Origin of the sequence: Acetobacter aceti, from assembly GCF_002005445.1 — a bacterium.
Taxonomy (GTDB): domain Bacteria; phylum Pseudomonadota; class Alphaproteobacteria; order Acetobacterales; family Acetobacteraceae; genus Acetobacter; species Acetobacter aceti_B.
The window spans coordinates 2,711,292-2,727,307 of sequence record NZ_CP014692.1; the positions used below are offsets into that span (position 1 = coordinate 2,711,292).

The following is a 16,016-nucleotide window of genomic DNA, read 5'->3' on the forward strand; positions in this document are numbered from 1 at the left end:
TCAGCCCTTCTTTCCACGTGATTTGACGGGCGGAATGATCTCCGGCTCGTTCTTCTTCCGGGAATGCACCTTCATGATCACGTACTGCTGCACCATCGTCAGCAGGTTGTTCCAGCAATAGTAGATCACCAGACCGACCGGCTGACGCGCCATGAAGAAGGTGAAGATAAACGGCATCATGATGAAGACGGGCTTCTGCGCGGGATCAACCGTTGCAGGGTTGAGCCGCTGCATCAGCCAGATGGTGATGCCATACAGGATCGGCCAGGCGCCCAGCAGCAGCCACGATGAGACAATCGTCGGATCAAATGGCAGCAGGCCGAACAGATTGAAGACATTGGTAGGGTCCGGTGCCGAGAGATCATGAATCCATCCGACAAACGGTGCATGACGCATCTCGATGGTCACATAGAGCACCTTATACAGGCACCAGAAGACCGGAGCCTGAATCAGCAGAGGCAGACAGCCGCTGGCCGGATTCACGCCTTCCTTCTTGTAAAGCTGCATGACCTGCTGGTTCATCTGAACCGGATCGTCTTTATAACGCTCCCGCAGTTCCTTCATACGCGGCGCAATATCACGCATCGCAGCGGCTGAACGAAAGCCTTTCGAAGCCAGCGGGAAGAACACCGCCTTGACGATCAGCGTAAAGGTCAGGAGTGCGAGACCGAAATTTCCGAAAAACTGATAGAGCCAGTCAAGAACGAAGAACACCGGGCGTGTCAGGAAAGCAAACCAGCCGAAGTCGACAGCTTTCCAGAAATCAGGAATGTTCATCTCGTGCTGATAGCGCTCAAGGAGACGGACTTCCTTCGCTCCGGCAAAGACATGTGATGTCGTCTGGATCTCTGCGTTCGGTGCCGCCACCAGCGGCTTCTGTCCTGTGAACCCGACCTGATACGCGCCAGCAGGCGTATCGAAACCATAGGTGCCGCTGACGTCATCCGTCTGTGCCGGCACCACGGCAGCCAGCCAGTATTTATCGGTGATACCAGCCCAGCCACCGGTGCCAGCCTTCGACCATGACACAAAATTCGGAGCCGTAGAGCCTTCCCGCAGTGATTTGTAGGACTCTTCACCCAGACGGCCGTTGATTACGGAGAGCGGGCCTTCATGCACCAGCATGCCACCTGTCTCGACCGGTGTGTATGCCCGCACCACGCGGGAGAACGGCAGCAATGAGATCGCCGCACCGGTCGTATTCCGGACCTTCTGCGTCACCGTGAACATGTAATCACGATCTACGGCGAGATCGATTTCAAATGTTACACCACCACCATTGTCCCATGTCAGAACAACGGGTGCGTCAGAACCGAGTTTGGGGGCTGTCGTGCTCCAGAGCGTATGGGCATCCGGGAGCTTGATGGTCTGACCAGGCGAACTGTACCAACCAAACTCGACATAGGTTGGCTCTTTCTCGTTCCGGGCTTCCAGTACGCGGACAAGCGGACTGTCAGGCTTCACAGTCTCATGGTAGCCGCGGAGCACCAGATCATCGAGGCGAGCGCCACGAAGATTGACGGAACCCACCACATCCACAGCATCAATCGGCAGGCGTGACGGCGCTTCTTCGCGATCCGTCACCGTCGGCTGATCGTTCTCGGTGGGGGGGGCTGTAAGGGCTGTGGTTTTGCTCTGTATCGCCGGTGAGGTCTTATGTTCCTCCGGCATGAAATACTCAAAACCGATCAGTACCAGCGCCGACAGAACGGTCGCCAATATTACACGTCTGATATCCATACCGACCGGCTGGCCTCTCTAACTTCATGAAAACACCTCCGGCCCACCAGCATGGTGCCCGGCACAATCAGCGGTATCTCATAGCGGAATTGCGCCCGATTGCCAGATGCTCAGGCAAACTATGTTGGAGTTTTGACTGAATTCCGGGACGTGTCAGGAGAAGGAACCGGATCATATCCTCCGGTCGTCCAGGGATTGCAGCGCACAATCCTCCAGAAAGTCAGCCAGAGTCCCTTAAGCGGACCATGTGTCTGCACGGCTTCGACGCCGTAACAGCTACAGGATGGATGGAAGCGGCAGTTCGGCCCCATCACCGGACGCATGGCGATCTGCCAGAAACGCATGCAGCCAATAATAGCGGCAGACAGCAGGCGGGCACCGCCCCACTTCATGTCAGAACATCTGTTTTACGGAGAGCCTTGCGGAGATCTTCAACAAGATCAGGAAAGGAGCAACGTCCTGTCCCGTCACGACCGATCAGAACGAGATCGACGCCGGTCAGGGGAGTTTCCCGCTCTATGGCGAGAAGCGCTTCCTTCAGACGTCTGCGGGCGCGATTCCGGACGACTGAATTGCCTACTTTTTTGGTGACGGTGAAACCGACACGGGCGACATCGTGGTCATCACGACGGAGCGCCTGAAGAACCAGCCCCGGCATCGGCGCCTTGCGGGCTTTCGCCGCGACAGCAAGAAACTGGGGCCGTTTTTTCAAACGAATCGAGCGCTGGTGCATAAGCATGTCCTCCGCGCTGATTCGTCAGGTAACCTGAGACCGAAGTCTCAGGCTGACAGGCGCTTGCGGCCCTTGGAACGACGGTTCGCAAGAATACGGCGACCACCGACAGTCTCGGTGCGTGCACGGAAACCGTGGCGGCGCTTACGGACCAGCTTGGAAGGTTGATACGTGCGCTTCACGGCGGCACTCCCTTAAAATTCTCAGACTCGATTTCGCAAAAGACAAAACCGGAGTCATTCCGTGTCTTGTCTGGATCGCGGGCTTATAGTCATGTGACGCTGTAACGTCAACATTATACGACGGATGTTTCCGGTCCGACACTGACCGATTGCCCGTCAGGAGACAGAAGTGTCCCGCTCCCTTCCCGCTCTTTCCGTTTTTCTTCTTGTGCTCGCCTGCGGCCTGATATCCCTGTTCGTGCCTTTACCGCTGGCCGCACGGATTCTTCTGAGCCTCGCAGGGGCCTTTATCGCAACCGGCGCATTCCTCTGTCTGCCTTCAGCGCCCGTTGCCAGTGTAGCAGTGACAGAAGCCGCCATCACACCACCCCCGGAAATATCCCACCAGCTCCGTCACGATCTTCGAGGACTGATCTCCCCGGCCATGCTGGCGGCGGACCAGCTTTCTCTCAGCACGGATCAGGCTACTCGCACCAGAGCTGAACAGATTCTTGCCGCTCTGGATCGTTTGGCGGAACGCCTGAAAACTGCGAAGACCTGATCACCGGGACTGTTCAGGTCTCTGGATAAGTTCGATCTTGTAACCGTCCGGATCTTCCACGAAAGCGATCACTGATGTGCCGAACTTAACCGGCCCGGCTTCACGTGTGATCTTCCCGCCACCCGCCCTGATCTGCTCAACAGCCGCGGCAACATCAGGAACACCAATGGCGAGATGACCGAAGCCGGTGCCAATGTCGTATCCGGCATCTTCACCCCAGTTATAGGTCAGCTCCACTTCGGCCTGGCCTTCCGCATTGCTTGCGAAACCAATGAACACCAGAGTGTATTTGCCCTCAGGAACATCTCGTCTGCGGAGTTCGTGCATCCCCAGAAGTTTGTAAAACGCCAGACTCGCATCAAGATTTTTCGTGCGGATCATGGTGTGAAGATAGGTGCTCATGGTCACTGCTCCTGACTGAAAAATACGTCGTCCTGAGATAGCTCATCCTGAAAACAAACACCTCACCGCAGAGCAAAAAATCTGGCTATCCGGATTTTCTCAAGCCCCAGATAAAGAGCGTAAGACCCAGCAACACCAATAACCGTGCCACAAGCGAGTGTGAGGGAAACTGAATTTACATGCATCTGGTGCAGGATGCGGGGAACCAGAGCCAGCACGAGAATATGCAGTAAATAGATAGCGAGAGAGGCCCGCCCCAACCGCTCCAGAACGGATGCAACACAAGATAATGCGTGCACCATCACAAAAACACGACTCAGGGATGCCAGACCGAAAATCCCCAGAAAGCCAACCGGCAACATGATAAACTGGACAGGCCGACCCACATGCGCCTCAAACATCAAACAGGCGAGCAAGCCATAAACCACCAGACTGCACGCACTCCATAGACCCGCTTTTCTGATGACCGGAAGAGCCGGAAAACCTCGCTCCGCCATTAGAAATCCAATGTAAAAGAAGGGAGCCTGGACAATAATATCCATGACGATCTGCGGCAGCGCATCAGACGGAGTAAAAAGCACTACAGCATCAGCCACAAGGCTGCTCATCAGAATGATGGCAGGATGCGCCCGCAACAAAACTGCGCCGATCTGCATGAAAAATAATGCATAAAGAAACCAGAGAACGCCGATAGGACGCCACCCGATCATCAAAAGCTGGTTCCATGCCACCATATGATGAACATGCGTCAATGACGACATCGCGTGTCCAACGACACAATAAATGATGGACCACAAGCAGTATGGCCAGATTATATTCACCACCCGACTTTTGATAAATGCATCTGAAGGCTCTCTGCTTATAGAAATAAACGCAAAATATCCTGACAGAAAAAAGAATGTCGGCATATGTACAGAATAAATAACAAAATCCAGAATTTGCAAATTTATGGAGGGAATGACCATCCCCTCCATCTGACCTCTATTGGCATGGCCAAGGACAACCAGAATAATGGCTATTCCACGAACAATATCAACCGAGACATCTCGCTTTGAATATAATGAAAACATTCCGGCATGATTTTGTGCCAAATTCCATACGACTTTCGATGCAACCGTATCATGGGATACATATTACGTTTGTCCCTATGGAAAATGCATCAATAATTATATTGATAACAACAGAAAGCATGAAATCTTGAAAAAATACGCCCGCGTAATGCCTGCTACCACTGTTATACAAGCCTGCTGATACAGCTTCAGAGACCAAACAGAAAAAGTCCGGCGGCATCGGCCGCCTCTATGCAGGCAGCCGGGTCAGTCAGCAATGTCGCACCAGCTTCAAACGCAATGCCAACCAGACCGGCATGCGCCGCTTCCTCAATCGTTCTGGGGCCAATAGTGGGCATATCGGCGCGACGTTCCTGATCGGGCTTGCACAGCTTTATCAGCACGCCACCCTCACCCGGCTGGCGGTACTGACCTGCGCGTTTCAGCATGGCGTCAGTACCTTCCATGGCTTCAACTGCCAGCACCACACCACTCTGAACCACACATCCCTGCCCGATATCGAGCTTTCCCAGTTCCCTGACAACTTCGACACCGCGTTCGATGTCAGAACGCGCCATAGCATCCGGCTCACAGCGCCCAAGAGAACCTTTCCGGCCCAATGACTTCGACAGGAACTCATGAGCCCCTCTGACGGTGAACCCTTCTTCACCCAGAATTCTGACCAGAGCGCCAAGCAAGCCGTCATCACCCGCAAAAAGCGCGCGACCCAGACGGGCGAGAATACGCGCACCCTCGGCATCGGGACGAAGATCCCGGAAGGATGGCCTGCGGACAGGACCGATCAGAACGATATCGCCACAGCCATGCCTGCGAAGTTCGGCAAGAATTGCGCCAGCGGCGGCGAGACGCACATAAGCGTGCGGCCATGGTCCAACGACCGCTGGCTCGGCAAAGTCCTGAAACGCGACGATGAAGACATCCCGGCCCTGCGCGACGACGGAGGCCGCCACCTGTCCCGGCAACGGGCCGCCCCCCGCAAGAATGCCAACGCAACGTCCTGATGCGTCAGACAAACTCACAACCTGCTGCCTTAACCGGCTTCGGTTTCACTTGTGGAAAAATCGGTCGTTGCAATGCGCACAAGACCACGGCGGGTCGGCGCGTCGATAAACGCGAGAATTTCAGAGATACGCGGATCATCCGAAAACTGCGACCTGACCTGTTCGAGGCGTGTCGCAAAAACGTCACCCTGACCGTCACGTGGGTATAAAAGCCGGAAAGCCTGACGCATCCGATGGCGCTCTTCCAGCTTGACCCCATGTCGACGCAGCCAGATCCAGTGCAGTCCCACCAGACGCGCCCGGTTTCCCAGCACACTGCCATAGGGAATCACGTCCGCCTCAACGCCTGCAACGCCGCCAACCAGCGCCGCCCGACCAATCCGGACAAACTGGTGAATCGCTGCGGAACCCATCACGCGTGCATCATCCGCGATGAACACATGACCGCCCATGACCACGTTATTGACGATGATCACGCGGTCACCCAGCGTGCAGTCATGGGCCACGTGCGCATTGGCCATGATCAGGCAGTCCGAGCCGACACGGGTGATACCGCTGCCCGTGGCCGTGCCGCGGTGAATCGTGACATGTTCACGAACGACGGTGCGCGCACCGATCTCGCAACGCGTCGGCTCGCCGTTATATTTCAGATCCTGAGGCGCGAGGCCCACAGTCGTGAACGGGTAATAGCGTGAATTTTCACCGAGACGCGTATGGCCATCGACCACAACGTTGGCCACCATTTCCACACCATCACCAACTTCGACATCGGGACCGACTGAGCACCATGGGCCAATCCGCACGCCTTTGCCCAGCTTTGCTTCTGGCGACACGATCGCTGTGGGGTGGATGCCTTCGGGAAACGACTCAAGGCCCCCTGAGAGGCCTGTTTCCTTAATTTTCATCGCTTCAGCCAGAGCCGCCTCCTTTGCCGCCATTTCCCGTATCCACGTCAATTACGGCAATTCGTGGACCGGCAGAATCAATATCAGGACCGCCTGCCTTCAGACAGAAATCAAACATCCTGTATCAATTCACTGCTATTCCATGATCATGGCGCTGAATGTGGCTTCCGCGACCGACACACCGTCCACACGCGCCACGCCTTTAAACTTCCAGACGTTCGCACGCTGGCGTTCTTTTTCGACATGAATACGAAGCTGATCACCCGGCCCAACGGGACGACGGAATTTCGCATTCTCGATGGTCATGAAATAGACCAGCTTGCCCTCGAACGCCGCACCAAGCGTCAGCACCACGAGAGTGGCAGCGGTCTGGGCCATTGCTTCGACAATCAGGACGCCCGGCATAACGGGACGGGCAGGAAAGTGCCCCTGAAAAAAGGGTTCGTTGACGGAAACATTCTTTACGCCAACAGCAGAAGCGCCCAGCTCGACATCGACCATGCGGTCAATCAGCAGGAATGGATAGCGATGAGGAATCGCTTCCATAATCCGCATGATGTCCACGGCATCAATATGGGTCGACTCCGTTGCGGGAGCCTGCGTTTCAGGTTTCTGATCCACGTCTCTCAAACCATTCCCAACGCGCACTTTGCGCGAATTCCAGTCACTCTTCCCCGCTACCGGGTTTCTTGGACAGCTTTCTCAGCGTCGCCACATTACGGAAAAACTCCCGGAAAGGCATCGCTGGACTGCCTATGACATCCGCGCCAGCCTCAACATCCGACATGACGCCACACTGCGCGCCAATACGGGCTTTCGTGCCGATCTTGATATGACCGATCAGGCCAGCCTGTGCCGCCACCGTCACGAAATCACCCAGTTCCGTCGAACCGGAAATACCAGCCTGTGAAACCACAATGCAGCATTTGCCAAGGCGTGTGTTGTGGCCAATCTGAACAAGATTGTCGAGACGGGACCCGGCGCCAATCACGGTATCCTGCACGGAACCGCGGTCGATCGTCGAGTTGGCGCCGACCTCCACATCATGCTCGAGCACAACATGCCCAAGCTGTGGCACACTTTCAAAACCGGCGGGACCAACGGCGAAACCAAAACCGTCCTGCCCGATCCGAACTCCGGGAAACAGCGTCACTCTGTCCCCAAGCGTCGCATGCGACACGACAACCTGCGGACCGATCCGGCAATCCCTGCCAATAGTGACCCCGTCCCCGATAACGGTATGGGAGCCGATAATGCTCCCCTCGCCGACTTTCACACCATTCCCGATCACAGCGAATGGCCCGACTTCACAGGAGGACGGCACCACGGCGCCCTCACCGATCACGGCAGTTGCGTGCAGACCAGGTCTGGCCGGTGGAGCCGGATGGAACATCCGGGCGACACGTGACCAGGCGAGATAAGGAGTGGAAGAAACAATCGTCGCACTGGTTGGCGGAACCCGCTTTGCAAAAGCCGGCGCCACAATGATCATACCGGCGTGAGTGCCATCGAGCAGCGACGCATAACGCCGGTTATCAAGAAAACTGACTTCAGCAGGACTTGCCGACTGGAGGGGACCGATTCCGATATAACGCCGCCCTGCCTCCGCACCTTCGCGAGGCGGAATGAACTCCCCCCCAGCCGCTTCCGCAAGCTCTTCACCGGAAAACGGACCGCTGCGGGTGAAGAAGCGGGCATCCGCCACTCCCCCCACCTTTGGATTGTCCAGCGCCGTTTCAGGAGTACCCACCATTATGTCAGACCATTCCCTGCCCGCTCACTTCTGTGCCGGAGCAGCAGGAGAAGCCGCCTGACTGGTCGTCGGCGCAGGACCTGACGGCGGAGACTCTGTCGTCGGCATAGTGCCTGATTTCGCCAGAACTTCCGGATCCTCGTTTGCTGCCGGGATGTAGACTTTCGGCAGAACCACGTTCAACTGCTTGGCGACCTCGTTGGTGATGTCCTGCCCGTCGACATGCAGGGCGACCTGCTCGCTGTGCAGGACGATGTTCATCCCATGGCTGCCTGCCACCTGCTGAATCACCTGCACAAGTTCGCGCTCAATCTGTCCGAGAGCCACCTGAGCGGCCTCCTGAATGACACGATTGCGATCGCGGAACTGATGCTGGGCGCGCATCACCTTGGATTGCAGGGCCCGCTCCTGAGACTGAATCTGATCAGCGGTCATGCTCTTGGCGTTGCTCTGGAGCTTCTGCTGCTCCTCACGCCAGCCAGCCTGCGCATGCTGCGCATCACGCGCCAGTTCATCACGGCGGCCGCCAAGCTCACGCTCGACCTGCTGCCCGGCCAGAGACTGACGCATGACGTCAGCAACGCTGATCATGCCGATAACAGCCGTCGGTGGAGGAGCGGCCTTCGGCAGCACAGCTGCAGGAGGAATGGCTGGCTGCGGCAGAACCGGAGGTGGCCGGGACGAGTTTTCAGCTTCCTCTCCACCTGCACTGCCGTCGTCCTCAAGCTGAGGCGCAGGACGACTGGCATGTGACGGAGCGCGAGACGGAGGAGGCGCAACAGGATGCGCCGCTTTCGGGACAAACCAGCCACCACCACCGGCTGTCTGCGCGAAAGCATCGCCGGAAATCATTCCGCCGGCGGCAAGCAACATCGTAGAGGCCAGAACGGCGGCCCGTGAGAAACGAATCATCATCACCTCAGAATTGCTGGCCGAAGCCAAAGCGCAGAAGCTGCGTACGGTCATTATAGCTGCGCTTGATCGGTATACCGCAATCGATATTCAGCAGACCAAACGGACTTTTCCATGAGATACCAGCACCGGCGCTGATACGTGGAGTCAAAGTGTCACCACTTACACCCTGGTAAAGAATTTCACCCTTGGAATTGGGAATGCCATCCTTGATCGGATTGGTCAGACGACGACGGACGCGCAGTCCGGCCAGACTGCCAGTATCAATGAAGGCGCGCCCACGAAGCCCCATGGAAGACGCATAAGGGATCGGGAAATGAACAGTCATTGATCCCGTATAGATAAAACGGCCACCGAGCATATCTTCACCGGCGCGGTTCTGCCCGTTTGGTCCAAGGATCTGATAGCCCTGACCAATAGCACGAGGCCCGACACCACCATCCCAGAAGCCACGAAGATTGTTACCACCGAGGTAGAAGTTATCGATAATCCAGTCCTTGCCATGCCCCCAATCGGTCATGAAGCCGGTACCCGCCTTGAATTCGACGGTCCAGTCATGATTCCCCATGAGGTCGTCAAGCGGCAGATAATAAGCAGCATCGAACTTGCCGCGAAGATAACGGGCGTCACCGCCCAGACCGGCGACATCACCCCCCAGACGCAGGATGAAGCCTTTATGCGGCATCATACGACGGTCACGGGTATCATACTGAATGACTGTACCAAGCTGTGACAGCAGGGAGTGCCCCTGATTATCCAGAATATACTGGGACGAGTGGTCCCAGATACCAGACACACCACGTTCCATCAGCGAGTAGTTGAACGACTGCGACAGATGGTTGGTATAGGCGTAGCCCATACGCAGCGAGATACCGTAACGGCTTTCAGAGTAGTTCTGATACGTCTGGTAATGGTTGTTGATGTAGAACAGGTCCGCACCCACAACCAGGTTGCGGTTCAGGAAGTATGGATCCGTAATCGAGGCGTCAACCTGACGCTGCCACATCGCCATCGTGCCGGAAATACCGGCATCCACGCCCGTTCCGAGCAGGTTATGCTGTTTCAGGCCGATATTGCCGATCACACCGACGTCTGTGGAGTAACCGCCACCGAGCGAGAATTCACCCGTCGGCTTTTCCACAACGCTTGTGGAAACATTGACCTTGTCAGGCGCGGAGCCCTGCCCCTGATTGATCGAAACCGTCTTGAAGTAGCCCAGATCCTCAAGGGACTGCTTGGCGTACTTTTTCAGAACCGGTGTGTACGGGTCACCCTCGGACATCGGCATCTGACGACGGATGACATTGTCACGCGTGACGGTGTTGCCATTGATGTCGAGGCGCTCGACATACATCCGTGGTCCTTCGCTCACGTCAAACAGAAGGTTGACGATCTGCTTTTCCGGATTGCGGGCGATCTCGGGACGGACCATCGCGAACGGATAGCCTTCGCTCTGGAGGGTCTCCTCCATGTTGGTCACGTTCTGCTGGACCGCGTTTCCGTCGTACCACTGGTTTGGATAAAGCTCGACATACTTACGCAGCTGCACGGCGGTCATGTGCCGCAGGCTGGAACGGATATCGATCTTGCCCAGACGATAGCGCGGACCTTCCTTGATCGTGAATGTCACGAAGAAGGACTTCCGATCGGGCGACATTTCACCGGTCGCATTGATCATCTGGAAATCGACAAACCCGTTGGCGAGGTAGTAGCGACGCAGCAGCTCCCCATCGTATCGCAACCGCTCCGGATTATACTGATCCGCAGACGAGAAGAAGCGATACCAGGCCGTCTCCTTGGAGGAGACCACACTGGCGAGCTGCGCTTCGCTGAAATGCCGGTTGCCGACAAACGCGATCCGCCTGATCAGCGTCTGGGGGCCCTCATTGACCTGAAAGACCACATCGACACGATTATGCGCCAGCTTGATCAACTGAGGCGTCACGTCTGCGCCATAGCGGGCTTTCTGGGCGTAGACCTCAAGGATCTTCTGACGGTCGGATGCCGCCGCTTCAGCCGTGAACACCGCACGGGGCCGCAGCCCGATCACCTTGCGGAGGTCTTCATCCTTCGCGGCGTGGTTCCCTTCAAAGACAATCCGGTTGACGATCGGATTTTCGACGACCTGCACCTGAAGCACGCTTCCAGAACGATGCAGCACGACATCCTTGAAAAGACCCGTCGCGTAGAGAGTCTTCAGCGAGCGGTCGAGATCGTCCTGATTGAATGTGTCTCCCGGGCGGGCGACCATATAAGACAGAATCGTGCTCGTCTCGATACGGTCGTTGCCATGAACCTCGATGTCCTCGATCCGCTGGTTGCGGGCGATCACATCATCCCCAACCATCTGCCGTGACGCCGCATGCTGATGCACCGGCATGAACTGGGCAGAAGCCTTATAGGAAAACAGGGCAGGCAGCAGGCACACCGATGCAAGCAGAGCCGAACGTTTACTCTTCAACACCAGCACCCTTTCCGTCCTGAACCGTCACCATCAAGGCAGCCTTTCCGAACTGTCACTTTCAGGAAAACAGGAACCGGCACCACCTGTGCAGATTCCTCCCCTGGGACACAGCTTTGCGTCCATCATGGGACTATCCGAACTTCCGGTCGTCCCGCAAGCCAGTGATGGTGGTTTTCCGCATTATGCAAAAGGTTTTTTTAATAACCCTGCCTGCAGGACACAGTGAGCGCTCTTCCGGGAAGCCCTCACCCCGCCAGAGAGGACAGCCACTTGAAAAGACCGAAGCTGGAAAGATCGTTGAAGGTGGAAAAAAGGAACAGCCCCGCCAGCAGGGCAAACCCCGCCTGAAAGCCCAGTTCCTGTATCTTTTTCGGCACAGGCCGGCCTCGAATCGCTTCGACCAGATAGAACACCAGTCGGCCACCATCCAGAATCGGCACAGGGAAAAGATTGATCAGCCCGAGATTGACCGAAAGCAGCGCCATGAAAGACAGCAGGCTGGCGAACCCGTACTGGGCCACCTGCCCGGACATCTGTGCAATCCGCAACGGTCCTCCAAGATCCCGCGCCGTGTGCTGGCCGGTAATGATCTGGATCAGCCCGTCCAGCGTCTGCACGGTCGTCATCCACGTGGCTTTCGCTCCACTGACGACCGCACGGGGAAAGGGCTGCGCGGCGCCCGGCGTTGAGGCGAACTCAATCCCGAGCTGACCGATGGGCTGCGCGTGAGACGAGGAGGGAGTCACCTTGTCCAGCGTCACAGGCAGAGTGAGATCATCCGCTCCACGCTTTACGTGAATGGTTGTCTGCTGGCCCGGCTCAGAAGCCACCTGCTTCTGGATGGCGGCGACATCCACGCTGCTCAGATCACCCACGCCGAGAATCGTGTCGCCGATCTTCAGCCCGGCGATCGCTGCGGCGCTCCCGGGCTTAACTCCGGCGACTTCATTGCGCGGAATGGGCTGGCCGCATGTTGCGAACAGCACAACAAACAGGACAAACGCCAGCACGAAGTTGAACACCGGCCCGGCGAGGATGATGATGGCCCGCGACAAGACAGGCTTGTCATGGAAGGTGCGGCCCGGCTCCCACGCTGCCTTCTGTTCGTCGGTCGCCTCGTCAGGACCCTCGAAACCATGAGGCTTGACGAAGCCTCCCAGCGGAATCGGTCCCACACGCCACTCAGTCCCGGCCCTGTCCGTCCAGCGGAGCAGCGGCGGACCGAAGCCGATGGAGAATGTCTCGACCTTCACCCCCCGCCAGCGCGCGGCGAGATAATGCCCAAGCTCATGGATGAAGACCAGAACGCCGAGAACGACGCAGAACGATACTATCGTCCGGATCAGGTCATGCATGGGTCATACTCCTTTTGCACACGCGGTGTGGCGTGACACTCAGACTTCTTTTGGCGGAGCCATTTCTGGCGGAACAGCTCAGGCGGCCCGCTTCAGGACACGGTCTTCCGCCGCACGGCGCGCTTCCGAGTCCCAGTGAAGGACTGCGTCCAGATCATTAATAGCCGGAGAACCCAGAACCGTCATGACCGCCTCGACAATCCGTGGAATATCGAGAAAGCCAATGCGGTTGTTCAGAAAGGCTTCAACAGCGACCTCGTTCGCGGCGGAGAGGATGGTGGAGGCCGCCCCTCCATCACGCAGCGCCTGTCGTGCAAGGCGAAGCGCCGGAAAACGCACCGGGTCCGGAGCCTCGAACACCAGCGTTCCGAATGCCGCGAGATCCAGACGGGGCGAGGTTGTCGCCATACGCTTCGGCCATGCAAGGCAGTGCGCGATGGGGATACGCATATCGGCTGAACCCATCTGGGCGATCAGGCTGCCGTCCGTGTACTGCACCATTCCATGCACAACCGACTGCGGGTGCACCAGCACATCGATCCGGTCTTCGGTCAGTCCGAAAATTCGGGCGGCTTCGATCACTTCCAGCCCCTTGTTGAACATGGACGCGGAGTCGATGCTGATTTTCGCGCCCATGGTCCAGGTCGGATGCTTGAGCGCCTGAGCGGGAGAGGCCGCCTCCATCTGCTCAAGCGTCGCCGTGCGGAACGGGCCGCCGGATGCGGTCAGAATGATCTTCTCGACCTGATCGTCCTGCCGGTCGGCCATAGCCTGGAAAACGGCGTTATGCTCGGAATCCACCGGCAGCAGCCTCGCACCCGCGTCTGTCACGGCGCGCAGCATGACGTCTCCGGCGCAGACCAGCGCTTCCTTGTTGGCCAGCGCGATGGTCCGACCATTTCTGACGGCGGCAAGGGTTGGCTCCAGACCGGCAGCGCCCGTGATCGCCGCCATGGTCCAGTCGGCTGGCACACCGGCGGCTTCGATCACAGCGGAACGGCCTCCGCTGACCCGCACGTCCGTTCCGGCGAGCAGGGATTTCAGCTCAGGGAGCAGGGCCTCATCCGCAATCACGGCCTGTTCCGCACGCAGCGCCTTCGCCTGTTCAGCCAGAAGGGAGACGTTACGGCCACCAACCAGCACCCGCGTCGACACATCGTCGCCTGCCTGATGCAAAAGATCGACCGTCGAGCAGCCGATGCTTCCCGTGCATCCCAGAACCGTTACTGTCTTCATCACCGTCCCATCCTACCCGCATTATCCCGAAAAAACGACAGCCCCATACCGAGGGCCTGTCATACTTTCGTCAGCGTCCCATCAATCTCATCAGAGCAGTCAGAATATCGCCTGCTCCGACCGTCCAGAAACCCGCCCCAGACTGCGCCATCAGGGACAGCAGGGCTGCCAGCGGAGCGACCGCCAGCAACGCATCGAAACGATCCAGCAGGCCGCCGTGCCCCGGCAGCAATTTTCCGGAATCCTTTACACCGCGCCTGCGTTTCACGGCGCTTTCGATCAGATCACCCGCCTGCGCCACCACGCCCAGAAGAGCGGCCCATCCGGCGGTCCGCTCCAGCATGACAGGCAGAGGCAGATCACCGGTTTTTTCTGAAAACCAGGCCACAACCACTCCGGCCAGCATGGCGCCCAAAAGCCCCCCCACCGCACCAGACCGGGTTTTCCCGGGAGAGATGGACGGAGCCAGTTTCGGGCCACCCACAAGACGGCCCACCAGATAGGCGGAAGAGTCACTGGCCACGACCAGAGCGATGACGAACACCACGGACCATACGCCGGTATCGACACCCAGCCGCAGCCACAGCAACGCCGCCCCGGCCGCGACAACAATCGCGTTTCCACACCACAAGGCCGGACCAAACACAAAGGCGCTCATGGGAAAAGCCACAAGCTGCCCCCAGCGTCCTGCATAGGCCACGATACCCGCGCACAACGCCCATCCGAGATAGAGCGCACCGCGCCATGATCGAATCGACAGTCCGAACAGTCCGGCCAGTTCGGACGCCAGACCGCACATGGTCAGGATAATGAGGGCGCCATAAACGATCCCGCCGGCCCAGATGGCTGTGGCTGCTACGACAATCAGCACGATCGCGGAAATGAGCCGGGGACGGAGATCCTGCCAGTTGGACCCTTTAGCTGAGTCTGCCGATGGCAACGCGGAACTGTTCACGCCGGGCGCGCACCAAAGCGGCGGTCCCGGCGGGCATAGATTTCAAGAATCTGCATGAAACTGGTTTCGTTGAAATCCGGCCAGAGCTGATCAAGGAAAACCAGTTCGGCGTACGCACTTTGCCAGAGAAGGAAATTTGACAGCCGGTGCTCTCCGCTCGTCCGCACAATAACGTCCGGATCCGGAATACCTGCGGTAAGCAGGTGCTGTGACACAACGTCTTCGTCGATCGAATCCGGATCAATCTCACCGCGTTGCGCGGCCCGCGCCAGCGCTTTCGCGGCCTGCACGATTTCGCTGCGCCCCCCGTAGGACAGAGCCAGAAGCAGGGTCATACCGGTGTTATGCGCCGTCAGCCGTTCGGCGCGCGCCAGCTCGTCGCAGAGATCCGGACCAAACCGGTGCACTTCACCGACAAACAGGATACGCACCTGCTGGCCGTGCAGTTCCGCTACCTTATGACGAAGGTAGAAACGGAGCAGACCTTTCAGGTCCGCCACCTCGTCTGGTCCGCGCCGCCAGTTCTCTGACGAAAACGCATACAGGGTCAGATATTCCAGCCCCTGCGCGCGCGCGGCCTTCAGGCAACGGGTGACAGCCTCCGCTCCGGCACGATGACCGGCAACACGCGGCAACCCGCGAGAGGCCGCCCATCGTCCGTTACCATCCATAATGATCGCAACATGCCTGGGGACCGACCCGTCCTGAGACGTCCCGACCGTAGCAGAGCCCGTTGTCGCCGTTGCCAGAGGAAGAGGCATGCCTGA

The 16,016-nt window shown here is 57.9% G+C and carries 17 protein-coding genes; 1 reads left to right on the forward strand and 16 read right to left on the reverse strand.

All coding sequences use genetic code 11. The features are described from left to right. The 4 genes from yidC to rpmH form a co-directional block, all read right to left on the reverse strand. Positions 1–1,740 carry a membrane protein insertase YidC gene (gene yidC, locus A0U92_RS12180; protein WP_077813460.1) on the reverse strand — a complete coding sequence of 580 codons (1,740 nt, stop codon included), beginning with the start codon at positions 1,738–1,740 and terminating at the stop codon, positions 1–3. A gap of 119 nt (positions 1,741–1,859) precedes the next feature. Continuing rightward, complete coding sequence (gene yidD / locus A0U92_RS12185) at positions 1,860–2,132, reverse strand: membrane protein insertion efficiency factor YidD (RefSeq protein WP_077813461.1); 273 nt, start codon at positions 2,130–2,132, stop codon at positions 1,860–1,862. Beyond that, entirely contained in the window at positions 2,129–2,473 is a 345-nt protein-coding gene (gene rnpA, locus A0U92_RS12190) for a ribonuclease P protein component (RefSeq protein WP_077813462.1), read from the reverse strand. Before rnpA ends, yidD begins: the two co-directional genes overlap by 4 nt. Before the next feature lie 47 nt (positions 2,474–2,520). After that, positions 2,521–2,655 carry a 50S ribosomal protein L34 gene (rpmH, locus tag A0U92_RS12195; protein WP_010667008.1) on the reverse strand — a complete coding sequence of 45 codons (135 nt, stop codon included), beginning with the start codon at positions 2,653–2,655 and terminating at the stop codon, positions 2,521–2,523. Between the two features lie 169 nt (positions 2,656–2,824). Between rpmH and A0U92_RS12200 the strand changes: the two genes are divergently transcribed. Next, the gene (locus tag A0U92_RS12200) at positions 2,825–3,196 is read left to right on the forward strand and encodes a hypothetical protein (protein WP_077813463.1); all 372 of its coding nucleotides are present in this window, start codon (positions 2,825–2,827) and stop codon (positions 3,194–3,196) included. Here the strand turns inward: A0U92_RS12200 and gloA are convergent, their stop codons facing one another. The 12 genes from gloA to uppS form a co-directional block, all read right to left on the reverse strand. After that, a complete protein-coding gene (gene gloA, locus A0U92_RS12205; RefSeq protein ID WP_077813464.1) occupies positions 3,197–3,598 on the reverse strand; it encodes a lactoylglutathione lyase in 402 nt (133 codons plus the stop codon). 62 nt (positions 3,599–3,660) lie between these two features. Further along, positions 3,661–4,689, reverse strand: a complete 1,029-nt coding sequence (locus tag A0U92_RS12210) for an acyltransferase family protein (protein ID WP_236748125.1) — start codon at positions 4,687–4,689, stop codon at positions 3,661–3,663. A 167-nt stretch (positions 4,690–4,856) separates the two neighbouring features. Further along, positions 4,857–5,687 (reverse strand): LpxI family protein, encoded by an 831-nt coding sequence (locus A0U92_RS12215; protein WP_077813466.1) that lies wholly within the window; start codon positions 5,685–5,687, stop codon positions 4,857–4,859. Positions 5,688–5,698: 11 nt separating this feature from the next. After that, on the reverse strand, positions 5,699–6,574 hold the full coding sequence (gene lpxA / locus A0U92_RS12220) for an acyl-ACP--UDP-N-acetylglucosamine O-acyltransferase (RefSeq protein ID WP_077814428.1): 876 nt from the start codon (positions 6,572–6,574) through the stop codon (positions 5,699–5,701). Positions 6,575–6,709: 135 nt separating this feature from the next. Then, positions 6,710–7,195 (reverse strand): 3-hydroxyacyl-ACP dehydratase FabZ, encoded by a 486-nt coding sequence (fabZ, locus tag A0U92_RS12225; RefSeq protein WP_077814429.1) that lies wholly within the window; start codon positions 7,193–7,195, stop codon positions 6,710–6,712. 43 nt (positions 7,196–7,238) lie between these two features. Then, entirely contained in the window at positions 7,239–8,327 is a 1,089-nt protein-coding gene (gene lpxD, locus A0U92_RS12230) for a UDP-3-O-(3-hydroxymyristoyl)glucosamine N-acyltransferase (protein ID WP_077813467.1), read from the reverse strand. Between the two features lie 24 nt (positions 8,328–8,351). After that, positions 8,352–9,239, reverse strand: a complete 888-nt coding sequence (locus A0U92_RS12235) for an OmpH/Skp family outer membrane protein (protein ID WP_187668953.1) — start codon at positions 9,237–9,239, stop codon at positions 8,352–8,354. Between the two features lie 7 nt (positions 9,240–9,246). Next, positions 9,247–11,709 carry an outer membrane protein assembly factor BamA gene (bamA, locus tag A0U92_RS12240; RefSeq protein ID WP_077813469.1) on the reverse strand — a complete coding sequence of 821 codons (2,463 nt, stop codon included), beginning with the start codon at positions 11,707–11,709 and terminating at the stop codon, positions 9,247–9,249. 239 nt (positions 11,710–11,948) lie between these two features. Beyond that, positions 11,949–13,058, reverse strand: coding sequence for an RIP metalloprotease RseP (rseP, locus tag A0U92_RS12245; protein WP_077813470.1), 1,110 nt, complete (start codon positions 13,056–13,058; stop codon positions 11,949–11,951). Positions 13,059–13,136: 78 nt separating this feature from the next. Beyond that, positions 13,137–14,294, reverse strand: a complete 1,158-nt coding sequence (dxr, locus tag A0U92_RS12250; RefSeq protein WP_077813471.1) for a 1-deoxy-D-xylulose-5-phosphate reductoisomerase — start codon at positions 14,292–14,294, stop codon at positions 13,137–13,139. 70 nt (positions 14,295–14,364) lie between these two features. After that, entirely contained in the window at positions 14,365–15,249 is an 885-nt protein-coding gene (locus A0U92_RS12255; protein WP_257788148.1) for a phosphatidate cytidylyltransferase, read from the reverse strand. Further along, positions 15,246–16,010 carry a polyprenyl diphosphate synthase gene (gene uppS / locus A0U92_RS12260; RefSeq protein ID WP_077813472.1) on the reverse strand — a complete coding sequence of 255 codons (765 nt, stop codon included), beginning with the start codon at positions 16,008–16,010 and terminating at the stop codon, positions 15,246–15,248. The genes A0U92_RS12255 and uppS overlap by 4 nt, the downstream gene beginning before the upstream one ends. Between the last annotated feature and the right edge of the window lie 6 nt (positions 16,011–16,016).